Here is a 23,042-nt window from a genome sequence, read left to right as displayed (position 1 = left end):
CAATAAAAAGCTGCTTCGCTATTTTTACCCACATTCAATGACTGACTTTTTGCCCATTCAGAATCCTGTTTTTGTATTTACCTTGGTGCTTCTTTTAATTTTATTGGCACCTTTTGTAATGGCTCGTTCCCGTTTGCCGGGAATGATTGGGTTGTTACTCGCGGGCGCCTTGCTGGGCCCGAATGCACTCAACGTGCTTGCCCGTGATCAGTCTTTCATTTTGTTTGGTACCGTGGGCTTGCTGTACATCATGTTCATCGCGGCATTGGAAATTGACATGCTGGTGCTTAAACGTTATGGATCTCATAGCGTTGTATTCGGTTTGTTGACCTTCGCAGTGCCGATGTCTGTTGGGGTCATGCTTGGCTTTGTGTTGAATTTTGACTGGCCCGCATCAATTCTGCTTGGCAGTATTTTTGCCTCCCACACTCTGTTGGCCTACCCAGTTGTTAGCCGCTTGGGCTTGGCGCGTAACCCTGCGGTCACGTCTGCCGTTGGCGGGACCATTATTACAGATACTTTGGCATTGCTTGTTTTGGCGGTCATTGCGGCATCAGTTGATCAACAGCCCAGCACTTGGCTTTGGGTGAAGTTGTCACTTGGCTTGGTGGTGTACATGGCAAGCTTGTTGTGGTTATTGCCAAAACTGGCGCGTTGGTTTTTCAAGCTGGCTGGCGAAGACAGTATCGCTGAATTTGTTTTTGTTTTGGCCTGTGTTTTTGGTGCGGCCAGTCTTTCCTATGCGGTTGGGGCAGAGCCGATTGTGGGCGCGTTTCTCGCGGGTTTGTCTTTGAATCGTCTTATTCCTCAAAACGGGGTTTTGATGAATCGATTGCGATTCACTGGCGAAGCCGTTTTTATCCCGTTTTTCCTGATTTCTGTTGGCATGTTGCTCGATGTAAAAATCTTCTCCGGCGGCTTACGCGCCTGGGGCGTCGCGCTGGGAATGCTTTTTACCATATTCTTCACAAAATGGGCTGCATCTGTAGTTTTTCAGCGCTTGATGGGATATTCCAACGCGGAAGCGAAAGTTGTGTTCGGATTAAGTCTTGCCCAAGCCGCGGCAACACTGGCTGCCACAATTGTTGGATACAACATTGGTCTTTTCGACGAAGAAATCGTCAACGGTGCAATCTTGATGATCATTGTCACCTGTGCGTTTGCGCCGTGGGTTGTTGAAAAATATGGTCGTCAGATGGTTGTGACTGAGCAAGCGGAGCCCGCAAACGACGAACCACGTTTTGAGCGCTTCATGGTGAGTTTGTCCCCCCGTCATCAGGATACTCGACTTGTCGAGTTCGCACATTTACTACGCGACCCCGCCCAGAGTCAGGCGCTTTATTTGGCATCGGTTGTTCAAGACATTCATGACAATCAGCAGGCCATCATCAAAGCAGAGCAACTGACAAATCAGGCTGCAAGCATGTTGGCGGGTGCGGAAGTACCGACCGTTAAATTAACTCCATTGGCACTAAGTGTAGCCGACGGCTTGCTTAGGGCTGCTCGGGAAAACCGATGCACTCATCTTGTTTGTGGCTGGGGGGATCGTACTACCACACCTGAAAAATTTTTCGGAAGCCTACAGGAGAAACTGGCCCGTTCGCTGGATTCAGCCCTAACCATTTGTCGGTTGAAAATGCCCTTGCCCGCTACCAAAAGGATGGTTGTTTTTATGCCGCCCAATGCGCAATATGAGTTTGGATTTTTGGAGGCCTTGCGAACCTATTGCAGATTGGCCGCTCAATTGGCAACCCCGATAGTCTTTGTTGGTGAGGAAAGAACTCGGGGTGCGATCCAACGTGGCCTTGACGTGTCAAAAATCAAACTGGAGTTTGAGTTTGAGGCGCTTGCAAATTGGGGGGAGCCAAGAAAAGACCTTGTGCAGCCTGACGATCTTCTGCTCATTCATGGCGTGCGGGAGGGTGGCGTTGCATGGCAACCTGAGTCGGTCAAGTTATCCACCCACCTTGTCAGTAAATTCTCAAGGCACAACGTATTAATGCATTTTCCGGTCAATCAGTCCCCGGTAAAGCAATGATTTCGTAGATCAATCGTTTGGTGGATCAAGGCCGTTTATACTAAAGCCTTTGCTAATTGTTCGCTTGGGCTCACCAAATGTTTCAAATCTTGCTCATCGCCAATCGTGGCGAAATTGCCCGCCGAATTAACCGCACTGCGCAGGCCATGGGCATTCAAACTGTGGCCGTATACTCCACGGCCGATGCCATGGCACTGCATGTTCAGGAATGCAACGAAGCTATCTGTCTGGGTGAACCGGAAGCGGCACAAAGCTACCTGAATATTGAAAAAGTAATTGCAGCGGCCCAGCAAACCGGTGCACAAGCCATACACCCTGGTTATGGTTTTTTGTCTGAAAACGCAGCCTTCGCGCAAGCCTGTGCCGATGCGCAAATCACCTTCATTGGCCCCGGCGTAGAAGCGATTCGCACCATGGGCAGCAAAAGCGAAGCCAAAGCCTGTGTGCAGCCTGCTGGCGTGCCGCTGATTCCTGGGTATTTTGGGGCTGATCAATCGTTGAACACGCTGCAAGCTGAGGCGGAGCGAATTGGTTTTCCGCTCATGATCAAAGCGGTGGCTGGTGGCGGTGGCAAGGGAATTCGAATCGTCAACAGCGCTGGCGAATTGCAGGCCGCATTGGAAAGCTGCCAGCGTGAAGCGAAAAACGCATTTGGCGATGCCACTGTGATGCTTGAAAAGCAAATTATCAAACCTCGCCATGTGGAAGTGCAGGTGTTTGCCGATACGCATGGCAATGTGGTGCATTTGTTTGAACGCGATTGTTCTGCCCAGCGCCGCCACCAAAAAGTGATCGAAGAAGCACCTGCATTCGGATTGACGGAACGACAACGCGAAGCATTCGGCCGCACTGCAGTGCAGGTGGCCAAGGCAGTAAATTATGTGGGTGCGGGCACAGTCGAATTTTTGCTGGATGCGCGTGGTGAGTTTTATTTCATGGAAATGAACACCCGCCTGCAAGTGGAACACCCTGTCACAGAAATGATCACCGGGTTTGATTTGGTGCAATGGCAAATTGAAATTGCAGCCGGCCTGCCGTTGCCAGCCACACAGGAAACCATCCACATTGATGGTCACGCATTCGAGGCTCGCCTGTATGCTGAAAACCCGGACCAGGGATTTCTGCCTGCCATTGGCACGGTGGAATTGTGGGAAGCACCTGAGGTGATCGAGTTTCGCACTGGCACGCATGCGGGCCGAACTGCAGGAATTCGCCTGGATTCTTCCATGCGTTCGGGGTTGGCTGTGTCGCCGTATTACGACCCCATGGTGGGTAAACTTATCACCTGGGCACCCACCCGTGCCGCGGCTTTGCAAAAGCTGGCAGATGCCTTGGCGCAGCTGCGCTGTGTGGGTGTGAAGAACAACCTGGCCTGGCTGCGCAGTTTGTGTTTGCACCCGGAATTCGCTGCGGGTGGATACGACACGGGGCTGATCGACAGAATGAAAATGAATCCGGAAACCAGCATCGATATTCAGACCCAAGCTGCCTTGGCTGGCCTTGCACGCTGGGCTTTGCACAATCAGGCAACATCGAAAAATATCACCGACCCACTGGCCACGCTCGATGGCTTTTATTCCAGCGCCCCGCCACTGCGGGAAGACCGCTGGCATGAACGTGAACGCAGTTTCGCAACCCACAGCCATGTGCAAGTTCAAGGCCACACGGCCATCATTCAGTGCCGAGAGTTTGCACTAAGCTGTCAACTTGATCCGGTCAACGCCACTCAAAAACTGCCCCGATTGACTGGTCAAGTCTGTAACGGTCCGCATGCGGGTAGCGCCTTTGATCTGATTTGGCATGGCGATCAGCTCAGTCTTCATGTGGGTGCTGAACAATGCAGCCTGCAATGGCAAAACCCGGCGCACATTCGCGTAGACCAAGGCCATGATGCCAATGGTGTGGCCGCCCCCATGCCGGGCAAAGTGTTTGCCGTATTTGTAAACGTGGGCGACACAGTGAAGAAAGGCCAGCCACTGATTGGGCTGGAAGCCATGAAGATGGAACACACCCTGAATTCGCCCTGCGATGGCGTGGTGCAGGCCATTCCCCACCCGGTGGGCGATCAGGTGACTGAGGGCACCGAACTCATTCATTTTTCAGAAGATTCAAAGGCAGCATGATCACAGTACCCTCAAAAGTTACCTTGGTCGAAGTTGGCCCACGCGACGGCTTACAAAACGAAAAAACGCCGATTGCCACAGCCATCAAAATTGACCTGTGCAAGCAGTTAATTGAAGCGGGTGTTCAACGCCTTGAAGCTGCTGCATTCGTGTCGCCAAAGTGGGTGCCACAAATGGCCGATGGTGTGGATGTACTGGCCGGTTTGAATGCCATGCATGCATTGAAAGCACGCAAGGTTTCTTATTCTGCTTTGGTACCGAATTTGAAGGGCATGGAAGCGGCCATAGAGGCCGGTGTGCAGGAAGCAGTGGTGTTTACGGCTGCCTCTGAAGCTTTCACTCAGAAAAATATCAACTGCACGATTGCTGAAAGCATAGAACGATTCAAGCCCGTGGCTGAATTGGCACGGACCCACGGCATTCACTTGCGCGGTTCCATTTCGTGCGCCTTGGGTTGCCCTTATCAAGGCGATGTACCCACCCAAAATGCGGCCGAAGTGGCGCTGCGCTTGCAAGACATTGGTGTACAAGAATTCGATGTGGCTGACACCATCGGTGTAGGTACCGCTGGGCGAGTTAGTCAGGTGTTCGAGGCGGTGGGTCAGCGTGTTGGCATTCATGCTGTGGCGGGGCATTTTCATGACACCTATGGGCAGGCATTGGCCAATATTCTGGCCGCATTGCAATTGGGTGTGGCTACCTTTCACAGTTCGATCGCTGGGCTGGGCGGTTGCCCCTACGCCAAGGGCGCAACCGGCAATGTTGCCACTGAAGACGTGGTGTACATGCTGCACGGCATGGGTATCGAAACGGGTTTGAACTTGAATCGCCTGGTTCAAACCGGAGCATGGATTTCCGGCAGCGTTGGCAAGCCTTACATCAGCCGCGCCGGGCGTGCAGTGTGGAACAAGTTGAATGCAGAATCTGCGCCTTAAGCTGAGGATTGCCTTTGTCTGGTTTTTGGTATGGCCATGAACACTGCGACGCCTTGTTTTTCATGCATGTTTTGTCCGGTGTAAAGTTCAATGCAAATCGCTTTTGCCCGCATTTGCATGTGGGCCAAACCTCGGCCACGACCCAGCGTATTTTTGGGCATGCCCACGCCGTTGTCACTTATATTTAGCAGCACTTTGTCGTTGACTTCATCCCAGCGAACACTTAATTCTATTTTCGACGCTTGGGCATGTTTCAGGCTGTTGGCAAAAATTTCCTGAACAATTCGAAGTAAATCAAACAGATCGCGGGAGCTGTAACCCTCAAGCTTAGGCACATCGCCAACGGTCCATACCAGGTTCACGCCGGTGGCTTTCAAACGGCGTTCATACCGCCAGCGGAAGTTGCCCAACAGCGCCAGTAAATCATCGCTCTGCGGATCAAGCGAGTCGATTGCCATGCGCAGGTCATCAAGACATTCTTGCAGCACCTCGCGCATTTCGTCCTGACTCAGTGGGCGTATTTCACTCAAATTTAAAGCCGATACCAGGCTGGAACCTACGCCGTCATGGATGTCCTGCATTATTCGCCTGCGTTCGTCGTCTTTGGCGCGCTGCTGCTCTACCTTGCGCAGCAAATTGAATTGCCTGAACAGTTGTTCTTCCCGTATCACCAACTCGGAGTTCAGCGATTCATTGGATACTTCCAGGTCCTTCAACAAATCCCGATAGCGCTGATAGATAATCCAGCACGCGGAAACAAACAGCATGATCCCTGTGTACTGCGACAACAAAATTGATTCAAGCGGCAGCATATCCAGCATGATGCTCAGGTCGCGAATGCTGAGCAGTGCAAAAAGCAGCGAACTGCAGGCCAAAATTGCGCCTTCGAAGCTTCGGTTTCGCCAGGAGTAGGTTAGCAACAGAATATTGAGCAGGAACACCATCGGAATGATGGGCAGCAGAAGCCAAAAAGTGAACTGCAGTATTTCCTGACCACTCGCAGCCAATGTCAATACAGAAACTGAAATTGCATAGGCCCACAAGGCGCGCCGAATCCACGTCCATTCAAGTGACATGTACTGAATAAGGAAAATCAGGTAGAGCGCAGCAAACCAGGCGTGAAGGCTATGCACCAACTGGCCCCATTGTGCGTGCGGAAGTGGAATCCAGTCCAGGAAGTAACCGATGTTGCGCACGGCAAATACAATCACTGCAAGGCCCAGAAAAACAAACCCTTCTTGTTCACGAAACACTTTCGCAAACAACAGCAAAAGCAAGCCACTGGCAAGGGCCACCAAAGTGGCCAACATTGACCCCGTGACTTGCCACCGATAAGACGACTCATACAAAGGCACCATCAGGTGACCTGGCCCAAGCCACACCCGGCCCATGCCGCTGCGGTAGTTCTTGTAGCCGGCAACTTGTATCATCAGGGTGTTGTTGCCACTGTTTAAAAGTTCGGGCGAAAATTGGAACAGGTAAGGGTGGTTCCAGTGCCGAGTAAGATTGCCTTCCAGGGTTCCTTGCCCGCCGATCCATTGGCCATTCAAGTGGGCGTGCGCATTCATGATCGCCCGGGGCAAAAACACTGTGTCCGGTTTTGGCTTGCCCGGGTCAAGCACAAAGTCAATTTGATACCAGCCCTGGCCTTCAAAATCGGGCTGCGTAGTGTCCCAGGAATCGGGCAACATCACAGTTTTCTTGCCGGCGAGTTGAACCACCTTGTCGGGTGTCAAACTTGGGTCGTTGGAAAAAACAACGCTTGCCTGACTTAACAGGTAGGCTTGTTGATGCGCAAATTGATTGCCTTGGACATGCAATGGTGCTTTAAAAGTACCCCACAGTGCGGCAAGCAGTGTGAGCACGAAGAGCGAGGAAAATTGAAGAGCGAACCTGGGTTCAAGGGCTTGTTGGCCTGTTTTCAAAGTTCAAGCAGCCCCAGTAGGCTAGCTTCGTACACTGCCTCGGATCGGCTGTGTACATGAAGCTTCTTGTAAATCCGTTTCACGTGAGTTGCCACCGTGTGGGTTGATATTCCCATTTGGTCTGCTATTTCATGCGCGGTGAACCCGCGCGCAACTTGCTGAATAACCGCCAGTTCCCGGTCAGTAATACAACTCGCCTTTTGTGAATCGTTCAGTGTGGCTTTGATTTGGGAATGTCTGAGTTGACTGCTGCGCGCACTTTGAATCTTAAAAAGCAGCTGCCTGGCGATCAAGGGGCTGATTGGTGAGCCCCCATTGAACACTTCAATAATGTGCTCAATCAATTCGCTGTTGGAGTAGTCCTTCAGCAAATAACCACTTGCACCTGCTTCAAGGCTGCGCACCACATGGTCTTCATCGCCAAATGCGGTAATGACCAAGCACTCGGTGTCGGGTTTGTTTTTGCTCAGCCACTGAATGATTTCAATGCCTGAAGAATCGGGTAGTCCAAGGTCAATCAGTGCCACATGGGGGTTGGTCATGAACAGCAGGGCGTAAGCGTCTTGAACTGTGTTGGCCACACCAAGTAGTTTCAAATGAGGCGACGATTCAATGACGTGAACCAAGTGGTCTTGGGTGGCGGGCTCATCCTCGACCAAGATCACGCCGATGGTGTTTGACTCAACTTGATCTGGATCCCGCGCATTCATGTGTTGTGCTATTCATCCAAAGGTAATTTGAGCAGAAATCGAGTGCCATGGCCCACTTCGGTGCTCATGTCGATACTGCCTCCCAGTGCTTCAGCACGCTGGGCCAGGTTTTTAAGGCCTCTTCCGTGCTGGCATCTCTCCAGCACAAATCCTACGCCGTTGTCATTAATCTGCACACCCACATATTTTGGTCCCCTTGTTACTTGAAGGCTGATTTCAGTGGCGTTGGCGTGTTTTAAAACATTGGTAAAAACTTCTTGAACAATTCGAAGCACATGCAGGCAATTTCGGGCATCCAGATAAGGAATGGCTGGAATGTTGTCATCAATAACCCAATGCAGACGAATACCCGCACTGCGCATGGTGTCCGCGATTCTGTAACGGAATGCGCCCAGCAGGGTGGTCAGGTCCTGTTCAATCGGCTCCAGCGAATCGATCGTTAATTGCAGATCGCGCAAACCTGATTCAAGCAGGTTCAAGGTGTTCTTGCGATTAAAGTTGGATGATTGCAGGTGGTGTATGGCCGCCACCAAGTGTGCGCCAATGCCATCGTGCATGTCGGCCATTAAACGCTGGCGCTCAGTCATTTTTACTTTTTCTTCATCAATTTTTTGGAGTTTTTTGTACTGGTCAGCCAACTCAGCTTCGCGCGCAGCCAAGCTGGCTTGAAGTGTTTCATTGAAGCGATCCGAATCCGACAGCATGGTGCTGTATCGTTCAATCAGAAAATAGCTCATGGCCAGAAACATGACGATACCCATGTACTGGTTTAAAAAGTAGCCGTCGAATGGCAGTATGCCTGCCAGGTAAAGCAAATCTGAAACACTTAGCAGGGTGTAGCACAGCAGTCCAAATCCGAAGGCATGGGGCGACAATGATTGTGTGGCGTTGCCCATTCTAATCATTAAAATGACCAGCCAGGAATACATGGTTAAACCCACAATGCCGTAGTAACCCACTAGTCGCAAGGCCCAGTTTTCATTGATCAGAATAAAAACCGGAAAACTTAGGGTGTAGGCAAGCCATATTTTCCATTCCAGTCGGCGTTTGGGCACTTTGCAGTACAGCAGGCCAAGCAAGGCAATCAAACTAGCAAACACCAGCAAGCCCCCCTGGGTGATCTGAATCCAAGCGCCATGTTCCACCGGTGGCGTTGTGGTCAAGAATGCCAGGTTTCGCACCCCCCACAAAACACAGGTGACGCCCAACAGCACCAGCATGCTGTTGCGGGATTTGCCTAGAACAATCAAGATGGCCAACACTATGCCTGCACCCAATACAAATGCGGTACTCAGGTAAACCGTGGTTACTTGCACTTCATAGCGCGCCCGGTAAGCTTCGCGCAGATTTTCGTTTGATCCAAGCCAAACCGTTGAAAGCCCAGCCAGGTAATCTGGAAATGCGCGCACCTGCATTGAAATGGTGTTGCTGCCGGGCTGCAATTGCGTGGGGCCCAACTGCACCATTTGTGGCCTGTTCCAGTTGCGCTCGGCAAATTGTCCGGTCATGGGGCCGAAGTAGGCGAGTCGCTCGCCGTTCAGGTACACCTCGGCATTCATCGCGAATCGGGGAATGTAAAGCGCTTCAACACCTGTACCGGGTTGCGCAGTGAAGTCAAACTGGTACCAGTAGAATCCGCCAGGCCCTCGAAGCCTGTCGTCTATCCGGTGTGGTAGTTCCACGGTTGCTGCCGTTTGAAGCTGCTGGGGTGGGTTGGTCTGATAACCGGCATGCGCAGTGAACCTGGCCTGGGTTACTTCCAGCGCATTGGGGTCGTTGGGTGTGGTTTTTGCTATCTGCGAATACACCAAACTGCAGCAAAGCAGAGCGATAAAGACGGCCAGGGTGTAGAAAATACCGAGGCGGCTTGCCCAGCTGGGCGTGGTTGGGTTCTCCGCGTAGGCCATGTGGCGCTGCTCTAGCAGTCTTTGAGATTGATCAAACCCAGCGAATTGGCACGGTGAACGGCGCTGGTTCGGGAGTTTACTGCCAGCTTCTTGTATATCCGTTTGATGTAGGTGCTCACCGTGTTAATGGACACACCCAGAATGTCTGCAATTTCCGCTTGCATGAAGCCTTTGGCAACCATTTCCAGTACCTGTTGTTCCCGCTCGGAAAGCGGGGTGAACGGCCCCTCGGCGGATCGACTTGCTGGAAGCGCACCAGGCAGTGATTCAACTGGTGATTCTTGAGAACCGGAATTGCTTGAATTTCTAAACCTGTTCAGCAACCGACGCGCAATCACCGGGCTAATGGGTGAGCCACCCGCGCGCAGTTGTTTTAGCCGATCAAGAATGTCGCTGGTGCGTGTGTCTTTGGTCAAATAGCCCGTGGCACCTGCTTCGATGCTTGACATCACATGCGACTCGTCGCCAAACACGGTCAACACCATGCTTTCACAATCGGGCAGGTGCTGTTGAATGTATTCAATTAGTTGGAGTCCACTGCCGTCCGGCAGGCCCAAGTCGACCAACACCACGTCGGGCAGCAGTTGTTGCGCCGCGGCCATGCCTTCGCGCAAGGTGTACGCTTGCCCCAGCAGCCTTAATTCTGGATGGGACTCAATCGCGGTTCGCAGGGCTTGCTGAATTTGAGCGTCGTCGTCCACCAGCAGTACGCGGATTTCACTTTGCCCAGTTTCTTTGAGGTTCAGCGTGTTCATTGGATCAGTTGGTTGACTTCAATAATCGGCATCATTACTGCCAATACAATCAGTAAAACAATCAGACCCATTACCAAAATCAGGATGGGCTCCATCAGGCTGGTCAGCCACATTGCTTTGCGTTCCACCTCGGTGCGCTGGCTTTCCGATGCACGTTCCAGCATGGCGGCCAATTGGCCAGTGGCTTCTCCACTTGCGACCAGATGGGTCAGCACAGGCGGAAACAAGCCACTTTTGCCCATGGCCTTGCTCAGGCCGCTGCCTTCTTTCACACGTTCTTGTACATCGACCATGGCAAGTTGCAGGGCACTGTTGCCCAAAGTGCGGTTTGCTGCGGCCAGCGCTTTCAAGATGGGCACGCCACTACCCACCAGAATAGACAATGTCGATGCCAAACGGGCTGTGTTCACCGCACGAATGAAGGGACCAACCACTGGCACGGTCAGAATTCCCTCATCAAACTTCAGCTTAAAGGTTTTGTTCTTCAAGGCATTGCGAAACAGGTAAACCGCAAGTGCAACAACAAGGGCCATTAACCAACCCCAACTGCGCAGCAGGTCGGAAAGTGCAATCATCACCACCGTGATGGTGGGCAAATCCTGATTGCTGTTTTCAAACACCGACACCACCTGGGGCACCACATAAGTCAACAGGCCCACGACTACCATCAATGCCACAACAGTCACAATCGCAGGGTAAATAAATGCGGCGCTTACCTTTTGTTGCAGGGCCTGGCGGGCTTCCAGCGCATCTGCCAGTTTAGAAAGCACACCGCCCAAATCGCCGGTATTTTCACCAGCGGCCACAGTGGCCACGTACATCTCAGGGAAGGCTTTTGGGTATTGGGCAAGCGCCTGGCTTAGCGGTGTGCCTGAAACCACTTCAGAACGAATGCTGTTGATGCGTTCGCGGATCAGGGGTTTTTCGGCCTGTTCCACCAAAGCGGCAAGGGCTTGTGCCAATGCAAGGCGCGCCTGTAGCAGGCTGGCCAATTGCCGGGTTAGCAGCACCACCTCGCGATTGCTGAGTTCACGGTCAAAACGTCCGGCTTTTTTGCCAGTCATCTTCGTGCTGCCCACTTCCACCACTTCAATGGGGGTCATGCCTTGCATGCGCATCTGGTTGCGTGCCGAGCGGGGCGAATCGGCTTCCATCGAGCCTTTGACTGTTTTGCCTTGCGCGCTAAGCGCTTCGTATCGAAAAACGGCCATGGTGTTCAGTCTCGAGTCACGCGCAGCAATTCTTCAAGCGTGGTGGTTCCACTTGCAACCCAGCGCTGACCGTCTTCGCGCATATTCTTCATGCCCTTGGCCTGAGCGCGTTGGCGCATTTCAGATTCAGAATTTTCGTTGTGAACCATGGCGCGAAGTTCATCGTCCACGGTGAACAATTCATACACGCCGGTTCGCCCGATGTAGCCGGTGTGGCTGCACTGGTCGCAGCCTTTGGCATGCCAGTGCGTGTGGCCTTGTTCGTCCAGCGTGCTGGTTTTACAATTCGGGCACAAGCGGCGCACCAGGCGCTGGGCCAATACACCCAGCAGGCTGGATGACAACAAAAACGGCTCGACGCCCATGTCAACCAATCGCGTTACTGCACTTACCGAATCGTTGGTGTGCAGGGTGGCAAGCACCAAGTGGCCGGTAAGCGAAGCTTGCACCGCAATTTGTGCGGTTTCCAGGTCACGGATTTCACCAATCATGATCACGTCCGGGTCTTGCCGCAAAATGGCACGCAAGGCCTTGGCAAAGGTCATGTCGATTTTCGCATTCACCGGGGTTTGGCTAATGCCGGGCAAGTCGTATTCCACAGGGTCTTCCACCGTCATCACGTTGGTGGTCGAGGAATCAATGCGCGACAACGCCGCATACAACGTAGTGGTTTTACCCGAACCAGTGGGGCCGGTGACCAGAATAATGCCGTGCGGCATGTTGCACAGGCGGTCCATTTCTTTCAGGGTGTGCTCAGGCATGCCCAGGCGGCTCAGTTCCAGCCGGCCGGCTTCCTTGTCGAGCAAACGCAGCACAGCGCGTTCACCATGGCCGGTGGGCAGTGTTGAAACACGCACATCCATGGGCTTGCCGCCAATGCGCAGGGTAATGCGGCCATCTTGTGGCAAACGTTTTTCTGCAATGTCCAGGCTGGCCATAATCTTGATCCGGGAAATCAATGCGGAGTGAAGTTCCCGGCGCGGTTGCAACACATCGCGCAGCGTGCCATCCACGCGAAAGCGCACGGCGGAATGGGTCTCGAAGGCTTCAATGTGAATGTCTGAAGCACCGTCGCGGCTGGCCTGGGTTAGCAGGGCGTTGATCATACGAATAATTGGCGCGTCGTCTTCGGTTTCCAGCAGGTCTTCAACTGCGGGAATGTCCTGCATCAACTGGTCCAGGTCCAGGTCGCCGGCCACTTCATCGGCCACAGCGGCTGCGCTGGTTTCCTGGTTCGAATACGCTTGGTTAATGGTTTTTTCCAACACCACAGCGTCTTCACAAAACACCCAGTCAATGGGGCAGGGCGCCACCCGTTGGGCCTCAATCAGCGCATGGCTAGGTGTGCGGGGGCTGAACGCAAGGCGCCACTGCTCGTTGTGTGCATCCAAGCAAAGCACCTGGTTTTGGCGCGCAAAACCGTAGTGCAAGCGGCCCACAGTTTGCGGGTTGAAACGCAACTCACTCAAGGCCGGTTTCCCCCGCTAGCGTCCGTCCCCAGATTTGAATCCGCGTTGCTGCTGCCACCGCGAATAATTCGCCCGCCATTTGGACCCACATTGGGGCCTGTAGTGGAGTTGCTAGGCTGCCCGGCACGCGGAATCACCAGAATACGGCTGCTTGGTGTCAGGTTGATTGAATCATCGGCTGTCGTGGGCGCTGTGTTGGAAGCGGGGGCTGCTGAATCCGCTGGTCGGCGTGACGGCAAAATTGGGGCTTCCATGTTTGGTAACCCAAAGCGGCGTTCAGGCTGGTTTTGCTGTTGTTGCTGGCGCATGTAGTCGTAACGATTGGTCACAATGCCTTGCGCCTGGTCCTCATTGCGAACCACCACGGGGCGCAAAAACACCATCAGGTTGGTTTTCTGGCGGCGGCGGTTGTCGTAGCGGAAAAATTGTCCCAACACCGGTACGTCGCCAAGGCCGGGTACTTTTTCTTCATTGCCGGTTACGCGGTCTTCGACCAAACCACCCAGCACAATGATGTTGCCGCTTTCAACCAGCACATTGCTTTCTATTGATCGCTTGTTGGTAATGATGCCTGACACGTTGGTGCTGTCCACCACCGAACTTACTTCCTGAAAAATACCCAGCTTCACAATGCCACCTTCTGAAACCTGGGGCTTCACACGCAACGTCAAACCCACGTCCTGGCGCTCAATGGTTTGGAAGGGGTTCACAGTGGCACCATTGCCGCCGCTGTTGGTGAACTGACCGGTAATAAAAGGCACGTTCTGACCAATTACGATTTTGGCTTCTTCATTGTCCAAAGTCAGAATGTTTGGTGTGGAAAGAATGTTCGCGTCTGCCTTGCTTTCCAGCGCGCGGGCCAAAAAGCCCAAATTGGAAATGGTGCCAATGCCGGGAATGTTCACCTGCCCGTCGATCACACCGATGTTCAAGCCACGGCCCACTGAACCCAGGTTGGTGGCTGCACCCAGAATATTGCTCCCAGAGCCGGGGGCATTGAAGTTGGTACCGCCAATCACGCGAACGCCATCTGCGCCCACACCCGACAAACCCTGAAACTGAATGCCGAATTCCGCTGCTTTGTCGGTCGACACTTCCACGATCAAGGACTCGACAAACACTTGCGCACGGCGCACATCGAGCTTCTCGATGATTGATCGAAGATTGCGGTAAATCGGTTCAGGCGCAGTAATAATCAGTGAGTTGGTGGACGGATCAGCCTGGACAATGCCACCATTGCTGACATCAATATTGCCAGACGCCGCGCTAAGTTGACCGCTGGACGTACCACCACCCAACGACGAACCCAAGCTGCCAGAACCGCCCAAGCCAGGGCTGCCGTTGGTTACATTTCTAGTGCTGTTGTTGCTGTTGCTGGTGTCGCCAAGGCCACCCACGCCGCCAGACATTGAACTTAATCCGGAGCTGGCATTGTCTGAAATCGGGCTGCTGCTGAGCACCGCCTGCAGGGTTTTCGCAAGCTTGGCTGCTTCGGCGTTTTTCAGGTACACAACCCACACATTGCCAGGTTGCTTGGTGGGCTGGTCCAGCTTTACAATCAAGGCCTTGGCCAGGTTCAAGCGTGCTTTGCTGGGCGTGCGCAGCAGCAGAGAGTTTGTGCGGGGGTCAGCCATCACTGAAAGCCGTTGGCCGGCATCCACAGCGGCACCCGTTCCCCGGTTGCCTTCATCCAGCATGCGGCCCAAAATAGCAGCCAAGTCAACCGCCAGTGCATGTTCCAAGGGCACCACTTCCAGGTCGCCAGAATAGGGACCATCAATGCTTGCAATGATCCGTGCAATGCGTTGCAAGTTGTCTGCGTAGTCAGTAATCACCAGTGTATTGTTGTTGGGGTAGGCCGCAATCGTGTTGTTGGGCGCAATCAGCGGGCGCAGCACGGGTACCAGCGCCGTGGCTGATTCATAGTTCAGCTGAAACACTTGGGTCACAATTGCATTGCCGCTCTGGTTCATCGCACGGCGTGGGTCTACGCTGTCCGCCTGTACTTTTGCATCGTTTTCCGGCAGAACCCGTGCCACACCGCCACTTTCAACAATGGTGAAACCCTGCAGACGCAATGCAGCCAGCAAGGCGTTCTTTGCATCGCGGGCACTCAATGGCTCGGGCGACACCAATGAAATTGTGCCACGCACTCGGGGGTCCACCACGAAGGTTTGATTGGTGAATGAACCAATGGCACGCACCACGGCATCAATTTCAGCATTCACAAAATTCAGGGCAAACCGGTCTTCCTGACTGTTTTGAAAGTTTTGTCCACCCTGTGGGTTCAGGTTTTGTGCATGGCCAGCAAAGCCCAAGCCCAGTCCCATGGATGCAACGGTCAAGCTTAAAAGCGAGCGCTTTAATTGTCCCTTGTATGCAGTGTTCAAGCTCACTGTTCCTTTTCTTTTTGTTTCTTTCATCAAAATACACCCAGGCGATAACGATCACCCTCAAGTCTTCCCATCTGGCTGAGCAGCCCAGTCAACGCTTCTTTGCTGCGCTCCTGTGCACTGGCATACCCATTGAATACAAATCGTTGTCCGTTTGTCCACTGACCATTTCCTTCAAGCATCAAGGGACCTTTGTTGGTGGCCAGTGTCATGTCTATTCTTGTATCAGGGTTTCCTGTCACGCTGATGACATATTCCCCAAGTGGTCGAATACTGGCCAGTGCCGATTGCGCATCCAGCCACTTGAGGGTGCCCGTTAGCGAACTCCCGCTTTGCCATTCAGCCCAGCTTAACTGCAACAGGCCCTCGGGTCGAATGGTATTAAATGGTGCACCCATTGCACCCAACCATGACGCGGGCATTCGAAGTTCACCTTCGGATACATTAATACCTGCGCCAGCGATTCCCAGATGCAGCGGCGCCACCAATTTTGGGTGTTCTACCGCAATCCCAATCCAGTTGTTGTTTTGCCCCAGCTGCAACTGCCACTGCAATTGCTCTGGAATGGCATACACCCGCGAACCATCGAACAAGCCCAACTGCATTCTGCCCGACCAAATCGATCCACTACTGCTTAACACCTGAACTTTGCCGCCACTGGCCGCTTCAATTCGGCCAGAGACTGCATACACGGGGTAATTCCACACCAACACAGTCAGAGCGATCAATGCAAAAGGCCAAATTCTACGAATCCATTTCATTTTGCCGGACCCGGCAGCAAGGTCACATAACCGTTCAGAATGCCAGCTTCTTTCTTTTCAACTTCCGCCATATTCAGGCTTAAGCTTGAAATGGATTCAGCGCGGGCCAGCCACGCTAGAAAGCCGCTGGCCGACACGTCTGTAAATTCAATCCGTATGTCGCCTTCCTCAGTGCGCACCAACACCCCCTGCTCGGCAATCCCCTGTTCTTCAAGCAATTGCTGCAAGCGTAATTGCAAATCGCTTTCCGGCACCACCACGCGGGAACGTGCACCGCGCAGAGCTTCCAGGTCTTGCGCTGCACGCATCACTTGTGCGGCTTTGTCTAACAGTGCGGCTTGTGTTGCCGGGGCTTGCTGCACCGTCAACATCGCAGGTTCAATTAATACAAACCAGGTAATCAACACCGCCGCCAACGCACCGCCATAGGTCACCAGTTTGCGTTCGCGTGTGTTCAGTTGGTCCATTTGGGCTTGAACCTTGTTCAACATCAGGTTCAGCTTCATGGTGTTGCTCCTTTTTTGAGTTGAAGCACTGGCAAGTTCGATTGCGCCCCAATCAACCATTTGGCATCCAGTCTTCGGGCTTTCAGTTTCTGCAGAGCCTCGCCTTGCTGGTCTTCGGTTACATTGGCATTGAAGCGCACGCTCAGTGTGTTTTCTGCCCATGCAAAATCAACCATGCTATTGAAAGGCGCCTGTTCCATGGCCAGCCCTACTTCGTGAAGCAGGGCGCTCAGGCCTTGGGCATTGCTGGTGTCCAACCCGGCGTTCAGGTTGCGTTTCTCACGCTCAATCAACAGCAATGGGTCGGCCACCATGGGCGTGGTGGGCAGCGCTTGTGCGTAGCTTTCTGCGATTTGCGCTTCAATCGCGGCGTTGGCGCGGTTCGCCTTAAATGCCAAGGCATTCAAACCCAACACAGCCACTGCCACCAACACCAACGCCGGGGTGAGTAGCTTGCCGTAGCCCCCTTGGCTGGCCATGGGCCGCATGCCCATCTTCCGCAATTCATCTGCGCCCAGCAGGCTTTTGTTCAACAGTCGCGGCAGGGGTTCAATGGGTGCATGGGTGCTGCTTTGTATTTTGTTCTCGCCCATTGCGCCGTCGACTTGCTGTGCAAGCCAGTCGTGGTCGTTGGCGCTTAGCTGAATGATGGGAGCGCCAAGTTGTTGCAGGCGGCGTTGCAGCATCACTTTCAATACGGCGGGCTGGGCTGTGGGGGTTAGCAATGGCGTGTCAATGCCATCCACCAGAATGAAATCTTCACCGCTTAACCAGGCTGCGCCTTCACTTCCCGTGCGTTCACGCAGGGTTTCGCAGCTTAGGCCCGCCAGTTTTAAGCCCTGCTGCGCGCAGGTGCTGACAATGCTTCTGGCTCGAGTCTTCCCAAGAACAGCGGCCAATTTCGCGCCGCCTGTGTGGCCGGGTAAATTGGGCCACAGGCTGACATGGTTCTCTTCCGGTTCATTCAGCAGGTAGGGCTCTACCAAAAAAGGCAAAGCCTCCTTCAGTTTGTTGCCCGAAAGTTTGGGTGGCACCACCGCAAAAAGCCCAAGCTCGGTGGGGTTCACCAACACCAGGCAGGGCAGGTCCTTGGGCAGTTTATTCAGCGCTTCTTCACCGCCATGCAGCTTGTCGCCACTGCGGGCTTGCACTTGGTAGCGCACCCTCAGCATGCGGCCTTCTTCTTCTGCGCGAGTTTGGTCCAGGGCCTTGGGCCACCAAATCACCAACAAGGGTTGGTTGTTGTTCAATTATTGTCTCCACATCACATACACACGCTGATCGCGCCGCTCGAGCAGGGCCCGGGTTCGGATCAACGCCTCCTCAACCTGTGCAGTGCCTTCCACCAGAAAGTAATTGCTGCTTACGGTTATTAAATCATTGTTTATCGTTGTGTTCGCATTCAATGCTGCCCGAATGTCCGCCACATTGCGGAAAGTGACCCGTTCACGCTGGGCCAGCAGGCGTTGTGCGTCGCCAAAGTTCATGTCTTCTATTACCGCATAAAGCAGCTCTGCAGATGCAGTGTTGGCATTTAAAGCGCTGGCGACCGGCAAAATCACCACATAGGGCCTTAGCTGGTTCCATGTTTCCTCTGTAATTCCGTACTTGCCCCGAAACTCCTCCCACCGCAAGGCCGCTACCATGGGCAGTTCGTCAGGGCTATTGCCTTGCTCTTCCGTATTGTCCTGTTTGGGCAAAAACATGGTGCCCAGGGTTTGAACCAGCAAATTGCGCTGGTCCGTTGGCACGCTGAGCAAATCGCATAATTTGGTGAAAGCGGCCAACCACTGGCTTTGGCGGGCATTGTCCGCGCCCAAATTGCGCAGGTTAAACCGACCCTGTGCATCCTCAATGCGGCCAGTCAGCACCACTTCGCGATCGTCTGCTTCCGAAATATTTTCTTCCTTGCGCAACAAACCTTCGTTGATGCGGCTTTCAGCCAAAGGCACTGCCCACGGCTCAGTCAGGGTGTCGGTGGTGGAAATTCGCGCGTCTTCGCGCAAAATTACCCGAGCCCAGTCCACCCCGCTTCGGCTTACCGCATCGGCTTGGTCGCGGGCCGCGGCCACTGAAATGGTTTTGGCTGTGGCAAAAAGGTTCCAGATCAAAGGCGCCACGGCCAAGGTGCACAGCACAACGATAAATAGTGCCATGACCACTGCCGCGCCGCGTTGCGTGTTGCTTGCTGGGTTTTTTGGATGTATCTGCACTAGTACACCCCACCTGTTAATAACACGCGCGTCACCGCTTGGTTGTTGGTTTGAGTCAAGCTGACTTCAACTGCACGAACCAGGGTTTGAGCGTTTTGATTTTGGCCAGTCGGTGTCTCGGGCGGTTCCCTGCCGGGGTTTTCGCTGTCGTCGTCACTCGGCGGTGGCGCAGCAGCTCCGCCGCCGGAATTCAACTGAAGTGCTGGGCCTTGCAGTTCCAGGTCGCTGCGTTCTTGCACCGTGTGGTTTCCGAAAATAACCGGGCCGCTCCAGCCGCCAGGTTCGCGCAATAGTCGAATTTGCATGCCACGTGCGGGTATGGGCTCACTGACTGAAGGCGCATCAGGGTTCAGTTCACGGCGTGAAATTCGAAGTAGATTACTGCCCTCGATTATCCATTCAACCCGTTCTCGGTAAGCCGGCTCACTGGTATTGCGTTGAGTGAATTGCAGCAACAAACCATTGCCCGTCACTTCCACAAAATCGGCGTCAGGTGTGGGCGCATTCAACGTCATTTCAAGCGCACCCAAATCTTTTTCGAGTTGCGAGAAGACTGCGCTAACCGTTTGCACCCGCTCGTCGACTTCTGTCACACGGTTGGCCGAGCGCAGCACTTCTTCCAGGCCTTGCCACGACAATATCGAAATCACCGCCACAATGCCCAGTGCCACCAACACTTCCAGCAGGGTGAATCCGCGCTGCTGTGTGTTCATGGGGCTCATGGTGCACTACTCAAGAAAATAACCAAGCGGGCCAGTTGGTTGCCAGCATCGCCCTCAAAAGCGTCTTTCACCTGAATTTCAACGCGTCGAAAATTGGGGTTGGGGGTGTTGGTAACTTCAACAAGACAAACAAACCGGAAGTTGCCCTGGGGGCAGATCTGCTGCGTAATTTGTGCACTTGGAAACACACCGGACACCCGAATGAAGTTGGCGGCGTTGTTGGCACTCCATTGTGCGTATTGCCGCTTGATCATGTCGTCTTGCTGAATGTTCAAGTTGCCAGCTGCTTTCAGGCAGGCAATCAGAGCGACCGCAATGATGGTCATCGCCACCAGCGCTTCAATCAGAGTAAAACCGCGCTGCTGCTTCATGGGTTTCGGCTGGCCTGGCTTAAAACCGTGTTGGGTTTGCCCAGCTTAAACACGCCGCTGGCCTGGCTTTCCAGCACAACCTGAACCTGGTTACGTTGAAGTACAATGGCTTGCCGCGTCAGCCCGGCTTGACTTTCAAGGGTTAAAAATCTGTTTTCGAGACCTTCGTTGAACAGGGTCACTTTGTAGGGGCCATTGTCCCAAAGGCGAGTGCGCAACATGGGTTCGGTGGCCACAGGCACCCAGCGGGTACCAGTAAACTCTTCGAAGGTGTAGCCTTCTTCACCTGCAATAAATCGAATGTCTTTGGATTTAAGCAACGATTCCTGCTGCGCAATTCGCAGCAACTGGGCCAGTTTTTTGGCATCCGATTCCAGATAGTTTGAATCGCCGGGTGTACCGCGGACCACAATAAGTCCAGCGGCGATCGACAGTACGACGATCACCACCAGCAATTCAAGCAGGGTGAATCCCTGCTTAGAGACTCCACGAACCAATGTCGGCATTGACGCCCTCACCACCGGCTTTGCCATCAGCGCCAAAGCTCATTACATCCACTTCACCGTTGATACCGGGGCTCAGAAATTGGTAATTGCTGCCCCAGGGGTCCACTGGCAAGCGCGACAAATAGCCACCTTGCTTGTAATTGCGTGGTTGTGGTTCGGTCGAGGGTGGAGTCACCAAGGCTTGCAGGCCCTGTTCAGTTGTGGGGTAACGGCTATTGTCCAGCCTGTAAAGGTTCAAAGCCTGCATAACAGAAGCGATGTCCTGTTTTGCAGCCACTACACGCGCTTCATCAGGGCGACCCATGATTTTGGGAACAACCAGCGTGGCCAAAATACCCAGAATTACGACCACCACCATTATTTCGATTAGTGTGAAACCTTTGCTCAAGCGCTTGGCCTGAAATGTTCTTTGATGCGAATTAAACTTTTTCATAAACAACCGTGTTAGTAAATCGAAATTATCCTTGTCGAAGGTTACACCCATTTTATGAATATTTGACAGCAGGCTGCATTCGCCTTGTGTGTTGGATGACGGTAAAACTCGGTGGTCTGTCACATAAACAGGGTCTTTCTCGGGGGTTCGGGTGTGTCCATACTGGCAAAGTGGGCAGCAATTGCTGCCGACACCCTTGAAGCATGGCTTAAGAACCGGACACCCCCGTGGGGCACGTCCGGTTTTTTTTGGCGTAATCACCTTGTTTGCTCAGGTCCGTGCAGGCCATCACGGCACAGGTTATGATGAGAATCTCGCATTTCCGAACACCAAACATGAAACTTGCATTGAAACGCCCAGTCGCCTTTCCAAACCTTTCACCCAGGCTTATCCAAACCCTGCGCATGCTTTTGTTGCTTGCTGCAGTGGCGCTGGCTGTATGGGTTGTCATCAAGTTGTTTGCACCTGCCCCCCAAGTGGCACCCGCCATGCCCGCACAAGCTTCGACAAAATACCAAATTGACCAGTCGCCTGAGGCGCGTTTAATGGGTGTTGAAACAGCCGGTGGACTCACTCCACCTTCAGTGAACTTGGTGGGTATATTCGCAAACAGCGAAGGCAAGGGCGCAGCTGTTATGTCGATTGAAGGTCAGCCCGCCCAATCCAAACGCGTGGGCGAAGAGGTTGCCAACGGCTGGACACTGGAAGAAGTTGGCCCCACCTTTGCGGTAATGCGCCGCAGTGGCCAGCGTCATCAAGTGAATTTACCCATTTTGGGCGCAGACCCAAATTTGCTTCGTCGAGTGCCAGCGAATGGCTAACTTTTGCCGGTTGAAATCAGGGTTTGGGTCAGTGTTTTGCCTTCATTGTCCTGAATCTGGATTTTCACGGGTTGCCAGTTCAAATCTTTCGCATACCAAATCCGCACAATCTCATCGTCCGACGTTTCCGGTGTTGTTTCAAGCACTAGCGTACTGACTCGGCGTTCTCCTTTGCCCAGATTCAGCGAGATGTCTTCAGTTTTTTGCAGCGTAAACACCTCATTGCTCAGGCGCCCAGTGCTCATTACCCGCAAGGGCAACGTATCGCCAGCTTTTAAGTTGCTGTTGCACCGCAGCCGTGCAGCAATTTGATACACCATGCTAAGTCGGTCTTGAAGGCCTTTTTCGTAGGGCGCTGATTCACCGTTTCGCTTGAACTGAATGCGTTGGGTTTCCGCATTCAACATTGATTCTGCCACCGGTTTTTTTCCCCGTTGTTCGGCGTAATACAGGGGCGTCAGGCCAGTTTGTGAATCCAGTAAACCTTCACTTTTTTGTGTCAGTTGGCCTGAATACAGCAAAGCAAGCAAGCCCTTGGCCTGTGAAGTCGATTCGAGTTTGTACTGCGTACCGGCAACACGCAATTTGTGGGTACTCACAGCCAGTTCACCCGGAATTTGGCTGTGGGTGACTGAAAACTGCAGGTCGGTGTCGATCACCTGTTTGCCCATGCCTCGGCAAGTGGCCTCATTGGCCCACCCCGCACCAGCCTGCACAAAGGCCAGGGTCAAGCCGAGTCCAAATTTCAAAATAGTGCTATTCATTTGTTTCATCGCTTCACAATGCCTTCAAGGTAGCCTTCATTGTTACTGAAAATGCTGAGGCATTCCCGCCGCGCTGCCTGGCCTAGGGGCGCAGCAGACACATGCACCCATTTTCCAAACTCCAGAATAAGTTGATCAAATTCACATGGCAGTTGTGCAATTGCCGCTGCCAACTCATAGGGTGTGCCATAAGCAGGGCACACCACATCGGCCGCCAGGCCGAGGCAGTGCTGCGAGTTTGGCACCCCACCCACTTGTGCATTCAAGGCCTGCGCCCTAAAGCCGCTGTTGATCTTTAACGCACCAGCAGGAATATTCAGGGACTGCTGAATTTCACCCAGCAAACTGGAAAGTCGGCTTAAATTGATCAACAGGTCGGGCGGGCAGCTGTTGTCTAGACCGCACCGCTTTGCAGTGTCAGAATGGCACAAGGTGTCCTGACAAAATTCAGGATGAAAAATCAACTTCAGGTTCATTCG

General features: G+C 53.2%; 21 protein-coding genes. 4 read left to right on the top strand and 17 right to left on the bottom strand.

Annotated elements, in window-relative coordinates:
• Positions 1-37: 37 nt before the first annotated feature.
• The 3 genes from NSP04_RS01625 (at position 38) to NSP04_RS01615 (ending at position 5,096) form a co-directional block, all read left to right on the top strand.
• A complete protein-coding gene (locus tag NSP04_RS01625) occupies positions 38-2,038 on the top strand; it encodes a cation:proton antiporter (protein WP_257510585.1) in 2,001 nt (666 codons plus the stop codon).
• 77 nt (positions 2,039-2,115) lie between these two features.
• On the top strand, positions 2,116-4,161 hold the full coding sequence (locus NSP04_RS01620; RefSeq protein ID WP_257510584.1) for an acetyl/propionyl/methylcrotonyl-CoA carboxylase subunit alpha: 2,046 nt from the start codon (positions 2,116-2,118) through the stop codon (positions 4,159-4,161).
• A complete protein-coding gene (locus NSP04_RS01615; RefSeq protein WP_257510654.1) occupies positions 4,161-5,096 on the top strand; it encodes a hydroxymethylglutaryl-CoA lyase in 936 nt (311 codons plus the stop codon). The genes NSP04_RS01620 and NSP04_RS01615 overlap by 1 nt, the downstream gene beginning before the upstream one ends.
• Here the strand turns inward: NSP04_RS01615 and NSP04_RS01610 are convergent.
• Genes NSP04_RS01610 through gspG form a run of 15 tightly spaced genes read right to left on the bottom strand, consistent with a single transcriptional unit; the run spans position 5,093 to position 20,978 of the window.
• A complete protein-coding gene (locus NSP04_RS01610) occupies positions 5,093-6,961 on the bottom strand; it encodes a sensor histidine kinase (RefSeq protein ID WP_257510583.1) in 1,869 nt (622 codons plus the stop codon). The two genes, NSP04_RS01615 and NSP04_RS01610, sit on opposite strands and share 4 nt — an antisense overlap.
• A 56-nt stretch (positions 6,962-7,017) precedes the next feature.
• The gene (locus tag NSP04_RS01605; RefSeq protein ID WP_257510582.1) at positions 7,018-7,731 is read right to left on the bottom strand and encodes a response regulator; all 714 of its coding nucleotides are present in this window, start codon (positions 7,729-7,731) and stop codon (positions 7,018-7,020) included.
• 8 nt (positions 7,732-7,739) lie between these two features.
• Positions 7,740-9,638 (bottom strand): sensor histidine kinase, encoded by a 1,899-nt coding sequence (locus NSP04_RS01600; protein WP_257510581.1) that lies wholly within the window; start codon positions 9,636-9,638, stop codon positions 7,740-7,742.
• 11 nt (positions 9,639-9,649) lie between these two features.
• Entirely contained in the window at positions 9,650-10,393 is a 744-nt protein-coding gene (locus NSP04_RS01595) for a response regulator transcription factor (protein ID WP_257510580.1), read from the bottom strand.
• A complete protein-coding gene (gene gspF, locus NSP04_RS01590; RefSeq protein ID WP_257510579.1) occupies positions 10,390-11,604 on the bottom strand; it encodes a type II secretion system inner membrane protein GspF in 1,215 nt (404 codons plus the stop codon). Before gspF ends, NSP04_RS01595 begins: the two co-directional genes overlap by 4 nt.
• Before the next feature lie 5 nt (positions 11,605-11,609).
• Positions 11,610-13,073 (bottom strand): type II secretion system ATPase GspE, encoded by a 1,464-nt coding sequence (gene gspE / locus NSP04_RS01585; protein WP_257510578.1) that lies wholly within the window; start codon positions 13,071-13,073, stop codon positions 11,610-11,612.
• Complete coding sequence (gspD, locus tag NSP04_RS01580) at positions 13,070-15,469, bottom strand: type II secretion system secretin GspD (protein WP_257510653.1); 2,400 nt, start codon at positions 15,467-15,469, stop codon at positions 13,070-13,072. The genes gspE and gspD overlap by 4 nt, the downstream gene beginning before the upstream one ends.
• Positions 15,470-15,495: 26 nt before the next feature.
• Positions 15,496-16,227, bottom strand: a complete 732-nt coding sequence (gene gspN, locus NSP04_RS01575) for a type II secretion system protein N (RefSeq protein ID WP_257510577.1) — start codon at positions 16,225-16,227, stop codon at positions 15,496-15,498.
• Positions 16,224-16,733, bottom strand: a complete 510-nt coding sequence (locus NSP04_RS01570; protein ID WP_257510576.1) for a type II secretion system protein M — start codon at positions 16,731-16,733, stop codon at positions 16,224-16,226. Before NSP04_RS01570 ends, gspN begins: the two co-directional genes overlap by 4 nt.
• Positions 16,730-17,983, bottom strand: coding sequence for a type II secretion system protein GspL (gspL, locus tag NSP04_RS01565; protein ID WP_257510575.1), 1,254 nt, complete (start codon positions 17,981-17,983; stop codon positions 16,730-16,732). The genes NSP04_RS01570 and gspL overlap by 4 nt, the downstream gene beginning before the upstream one ends.
• Positions 17,984-18,946: a type II secretion system minor pseudopilin GspK gene (gspK, locus tag NSP04_RS01560; protein ID WP_257510574.1), complete on the bottom strand. Its 963-nt coding sequence runs from the start codon at positions 18,944-18,946 to the stop codon at positions 17,984-17,986.
• Positions 18,946-19,668: a PulJ/GspJ family protein gene (locus tag NSP04_RS01555; protein WP_257510573.1), complete on the bottom strand. Its 723-nt coding sequence runs from the start codon at positions 19,666-19,668 to the stop codon at positions 18,946-18,948. Before NSP04_RS01555 ends, gspK begins: the two co-directional genes overlap by 1 nt.
• Positions 19,665-20,039 carry a type II secretion system minor pseudopilin GspI gene (gene gspI / locus NSP04_RS01550; RefSeq protein ID WP_257510572.1) on the bottom strand — a complete coding sequence of 125 codons (375 nt, stop codon included), beginning with the start codon at positions 20,037-20,039 and terminating at the stop codon, positions 19,665-19,667. The genes NSP04_RS01555 and gspI overlap by 4 nt, the downstream gene beginning before the upstream one ends.
• Complete coding sequence (locus NSP04_RS01545) at positions 20,036-20,545, bottom strand: prepilin-type N-terminal cleavage/methylation domain-containing protein (protein WP_257510571.1); 510 nt, start codon at positions 20,543-20,545, stop codon at positions 20,036-20,038. The genes gspI and NSP04_RS01545 overlap by 4 nt, the downstream gene beginning before the upstream one ends.
• Positions 20,517-20,978: a type II secretion system major pseudopilin GspG gene (gene gspG / locus NSP04_RS01540; RefSeq protein ID WP_257510570.1), complete on the bottom strand. Its 462-nt coding sequence runs from the start codon at positions 20,976-20,978 to the stop codon at positions 20,517-20,519. The genes NSP04_RS01545 and gspG overlap by 29 nt, the downstream gene beginning before the upstream one ends.
• Positions 20,979-21,313: 335 nt before the next feature.
• On the opposite strand from gspG, the gene NSP04_RS01535 reads away from it, so the two are divergent.
• Positions 21,314-21,799, top strand: coding sequence for a type II secretion system protein N (locus NSP04_RS01535; protein WP_257510569.1), 486 nt, complete (start codon positions 21,314-21,316; stop codon positions 21,797-21,799).
• Here NSP04_RS01535 and NSP04_RS01530 read toward each other — a convergent pair.
• Positions 21,796-22,563 (bottom strand): DUF3108 domain-containing protein, encoded by a 768-nt coding sequence (locus NSP04_RS01530; RefSeq protein WP_257510568.1) that lies wholly within the window; start codon positions 22,561-22,563, stop codon positions 21,796-21,798. The genes NSP04_RS01535 and NSP04_RS01530 overlap by 4 nt on opposite strands.
• Positions 22,564-22,568: 5 nt before the next feature.
• Positions 22,569-23,039: a D-Ala-D-Ala carboxypeptidase family metallohydrolase gene (locus tag NSP04_RS01525; protein ID WP_257510567.1), complete on the bottom strand. Its 471-nt coding sequence runs from the start codon at positions 23,037-23,039 to the stop codon at positions 22,569-22,571.
• Positions 23,040-23,042: the final 3 nt, after the last annotated feature.

Source organism: Limnobacter parvus (genome assembly GCF_024623725.1).
Taxonomy (GTDB): Bacteria; Pseudomonadota; Gammaproteobacteria; order Burkholderiales; family Burkholderiaceae_B; genus Limnobacter; species Limnobacter parvus.
Note: the sequence above shows the minus strand (reverse complement) of the source record. Positions and strands in the feature narration are given on the sequence as shown.

Bases quoted from the DNA above. Each gene is read 5' to 3' on its own strand.
- gspF (WP_257510579.1), bottom strand. From the start codon at position 11,604: ATGGCCGTTTTTCGATACGAAGCGCTTAGCGCGCAAGGCAAAACAGTC.
- NSP04_RS01605 (WP_257510582.1), bottom strand. From the start codon at position 7,731: ATGAATGCGCGGGATCCAGATCAAGTTGAGTCAAACACCATCGGCGTG.
- gspN (WP_257510577.1), bottom strand. From the start codon at position 16,227: ATGAAATGGATTCGTAGAATTTGGCCTTTTGCATTGATCGCTCTGACT.
- gspG (WP_257510570.1), bottom strand. From the start codon at position 20,978: ATGAAAAAGTTTAATTCGCATCAAAGAACATTTCAGGCCAAGCGCTTG.
- NSP04_RS01530 (WP_257510568.1), bottom strand. From the start codon at position 22,563: ATGAATAGCACTATTTTGAAATTTGGACTCGGCTTGACCCTGGCCTTT.
- NSP04_RS01535 (WP_257510569.1), top strand. From the start codon at position 21,314: ATGAAACTTGCATTGAAACGCCCAGTCGCCTTTCCAAACCTTTCACCC.
- NSP04_RS01570 (WP_257510576.1), bottom strand. From the start codon at position 16,733: ATGAAGCTGAACCTGATGTTGAACAAGGTTCAAGCCCAAATGGACCAA.
- NSP04_RS01595 (WP_257510580.1), bottom strand. From the start codon at position 10,393: ATGAACACGCTGAACCTCAAAGAAACTGGGCAAAGTGAAATCCGCGTA.
- NSP04_RS01600 (WP_257510581.1), bottom strand. From the start codon at position 9,638: ATGGCCTACGCGGAGAACCCAACCACGCCCAGCTGGGCAAGCCGCCTC.
- gspI (WP_257510572.1), bottom strand. From the start codon at position 20,039: ATGAAGCAGCAGCGCGGTTTTACTCTGATTGAAGCGCTGGTGGCGATG.
- NSP04_RS01545 (WP_257510571.1), bottom strand. From the start codon at position 20,545: ATGCCGACATTGGTTCGTGGAGTCTCTAAGCAGGGATTCACCCTGCTT.
- NSP04_RS01620 (WP_257510584.1), top strand. From the start codon at position 2,116: ATGTTTCAAATCTTGCTCATCGCCAATCGTGGCGAAATTGCCCGCCGA.
- NSP04_RS01555 (WP_257510573.1), bottom strand. From the start codon at position 19,668: ATGAGCCCCATGAACACACAGCAGCGCGGATTCACCCTGCTGGAAGTG.
- NSP04_RS01525 (WP_257510567.1), bottom strand. From the start codon at position 23,039: ATGAACCTGAAGTTGATTTTTCATCCTGAATTTTGTCAGGACACCTTG.
- NSP04_RS01625 (WP_257510585.1), top strand. From the start codon at position 38: ATGACTGACTTTTTGCCCATTCAGAATCCTGTTTTTGTATTTACCTTG.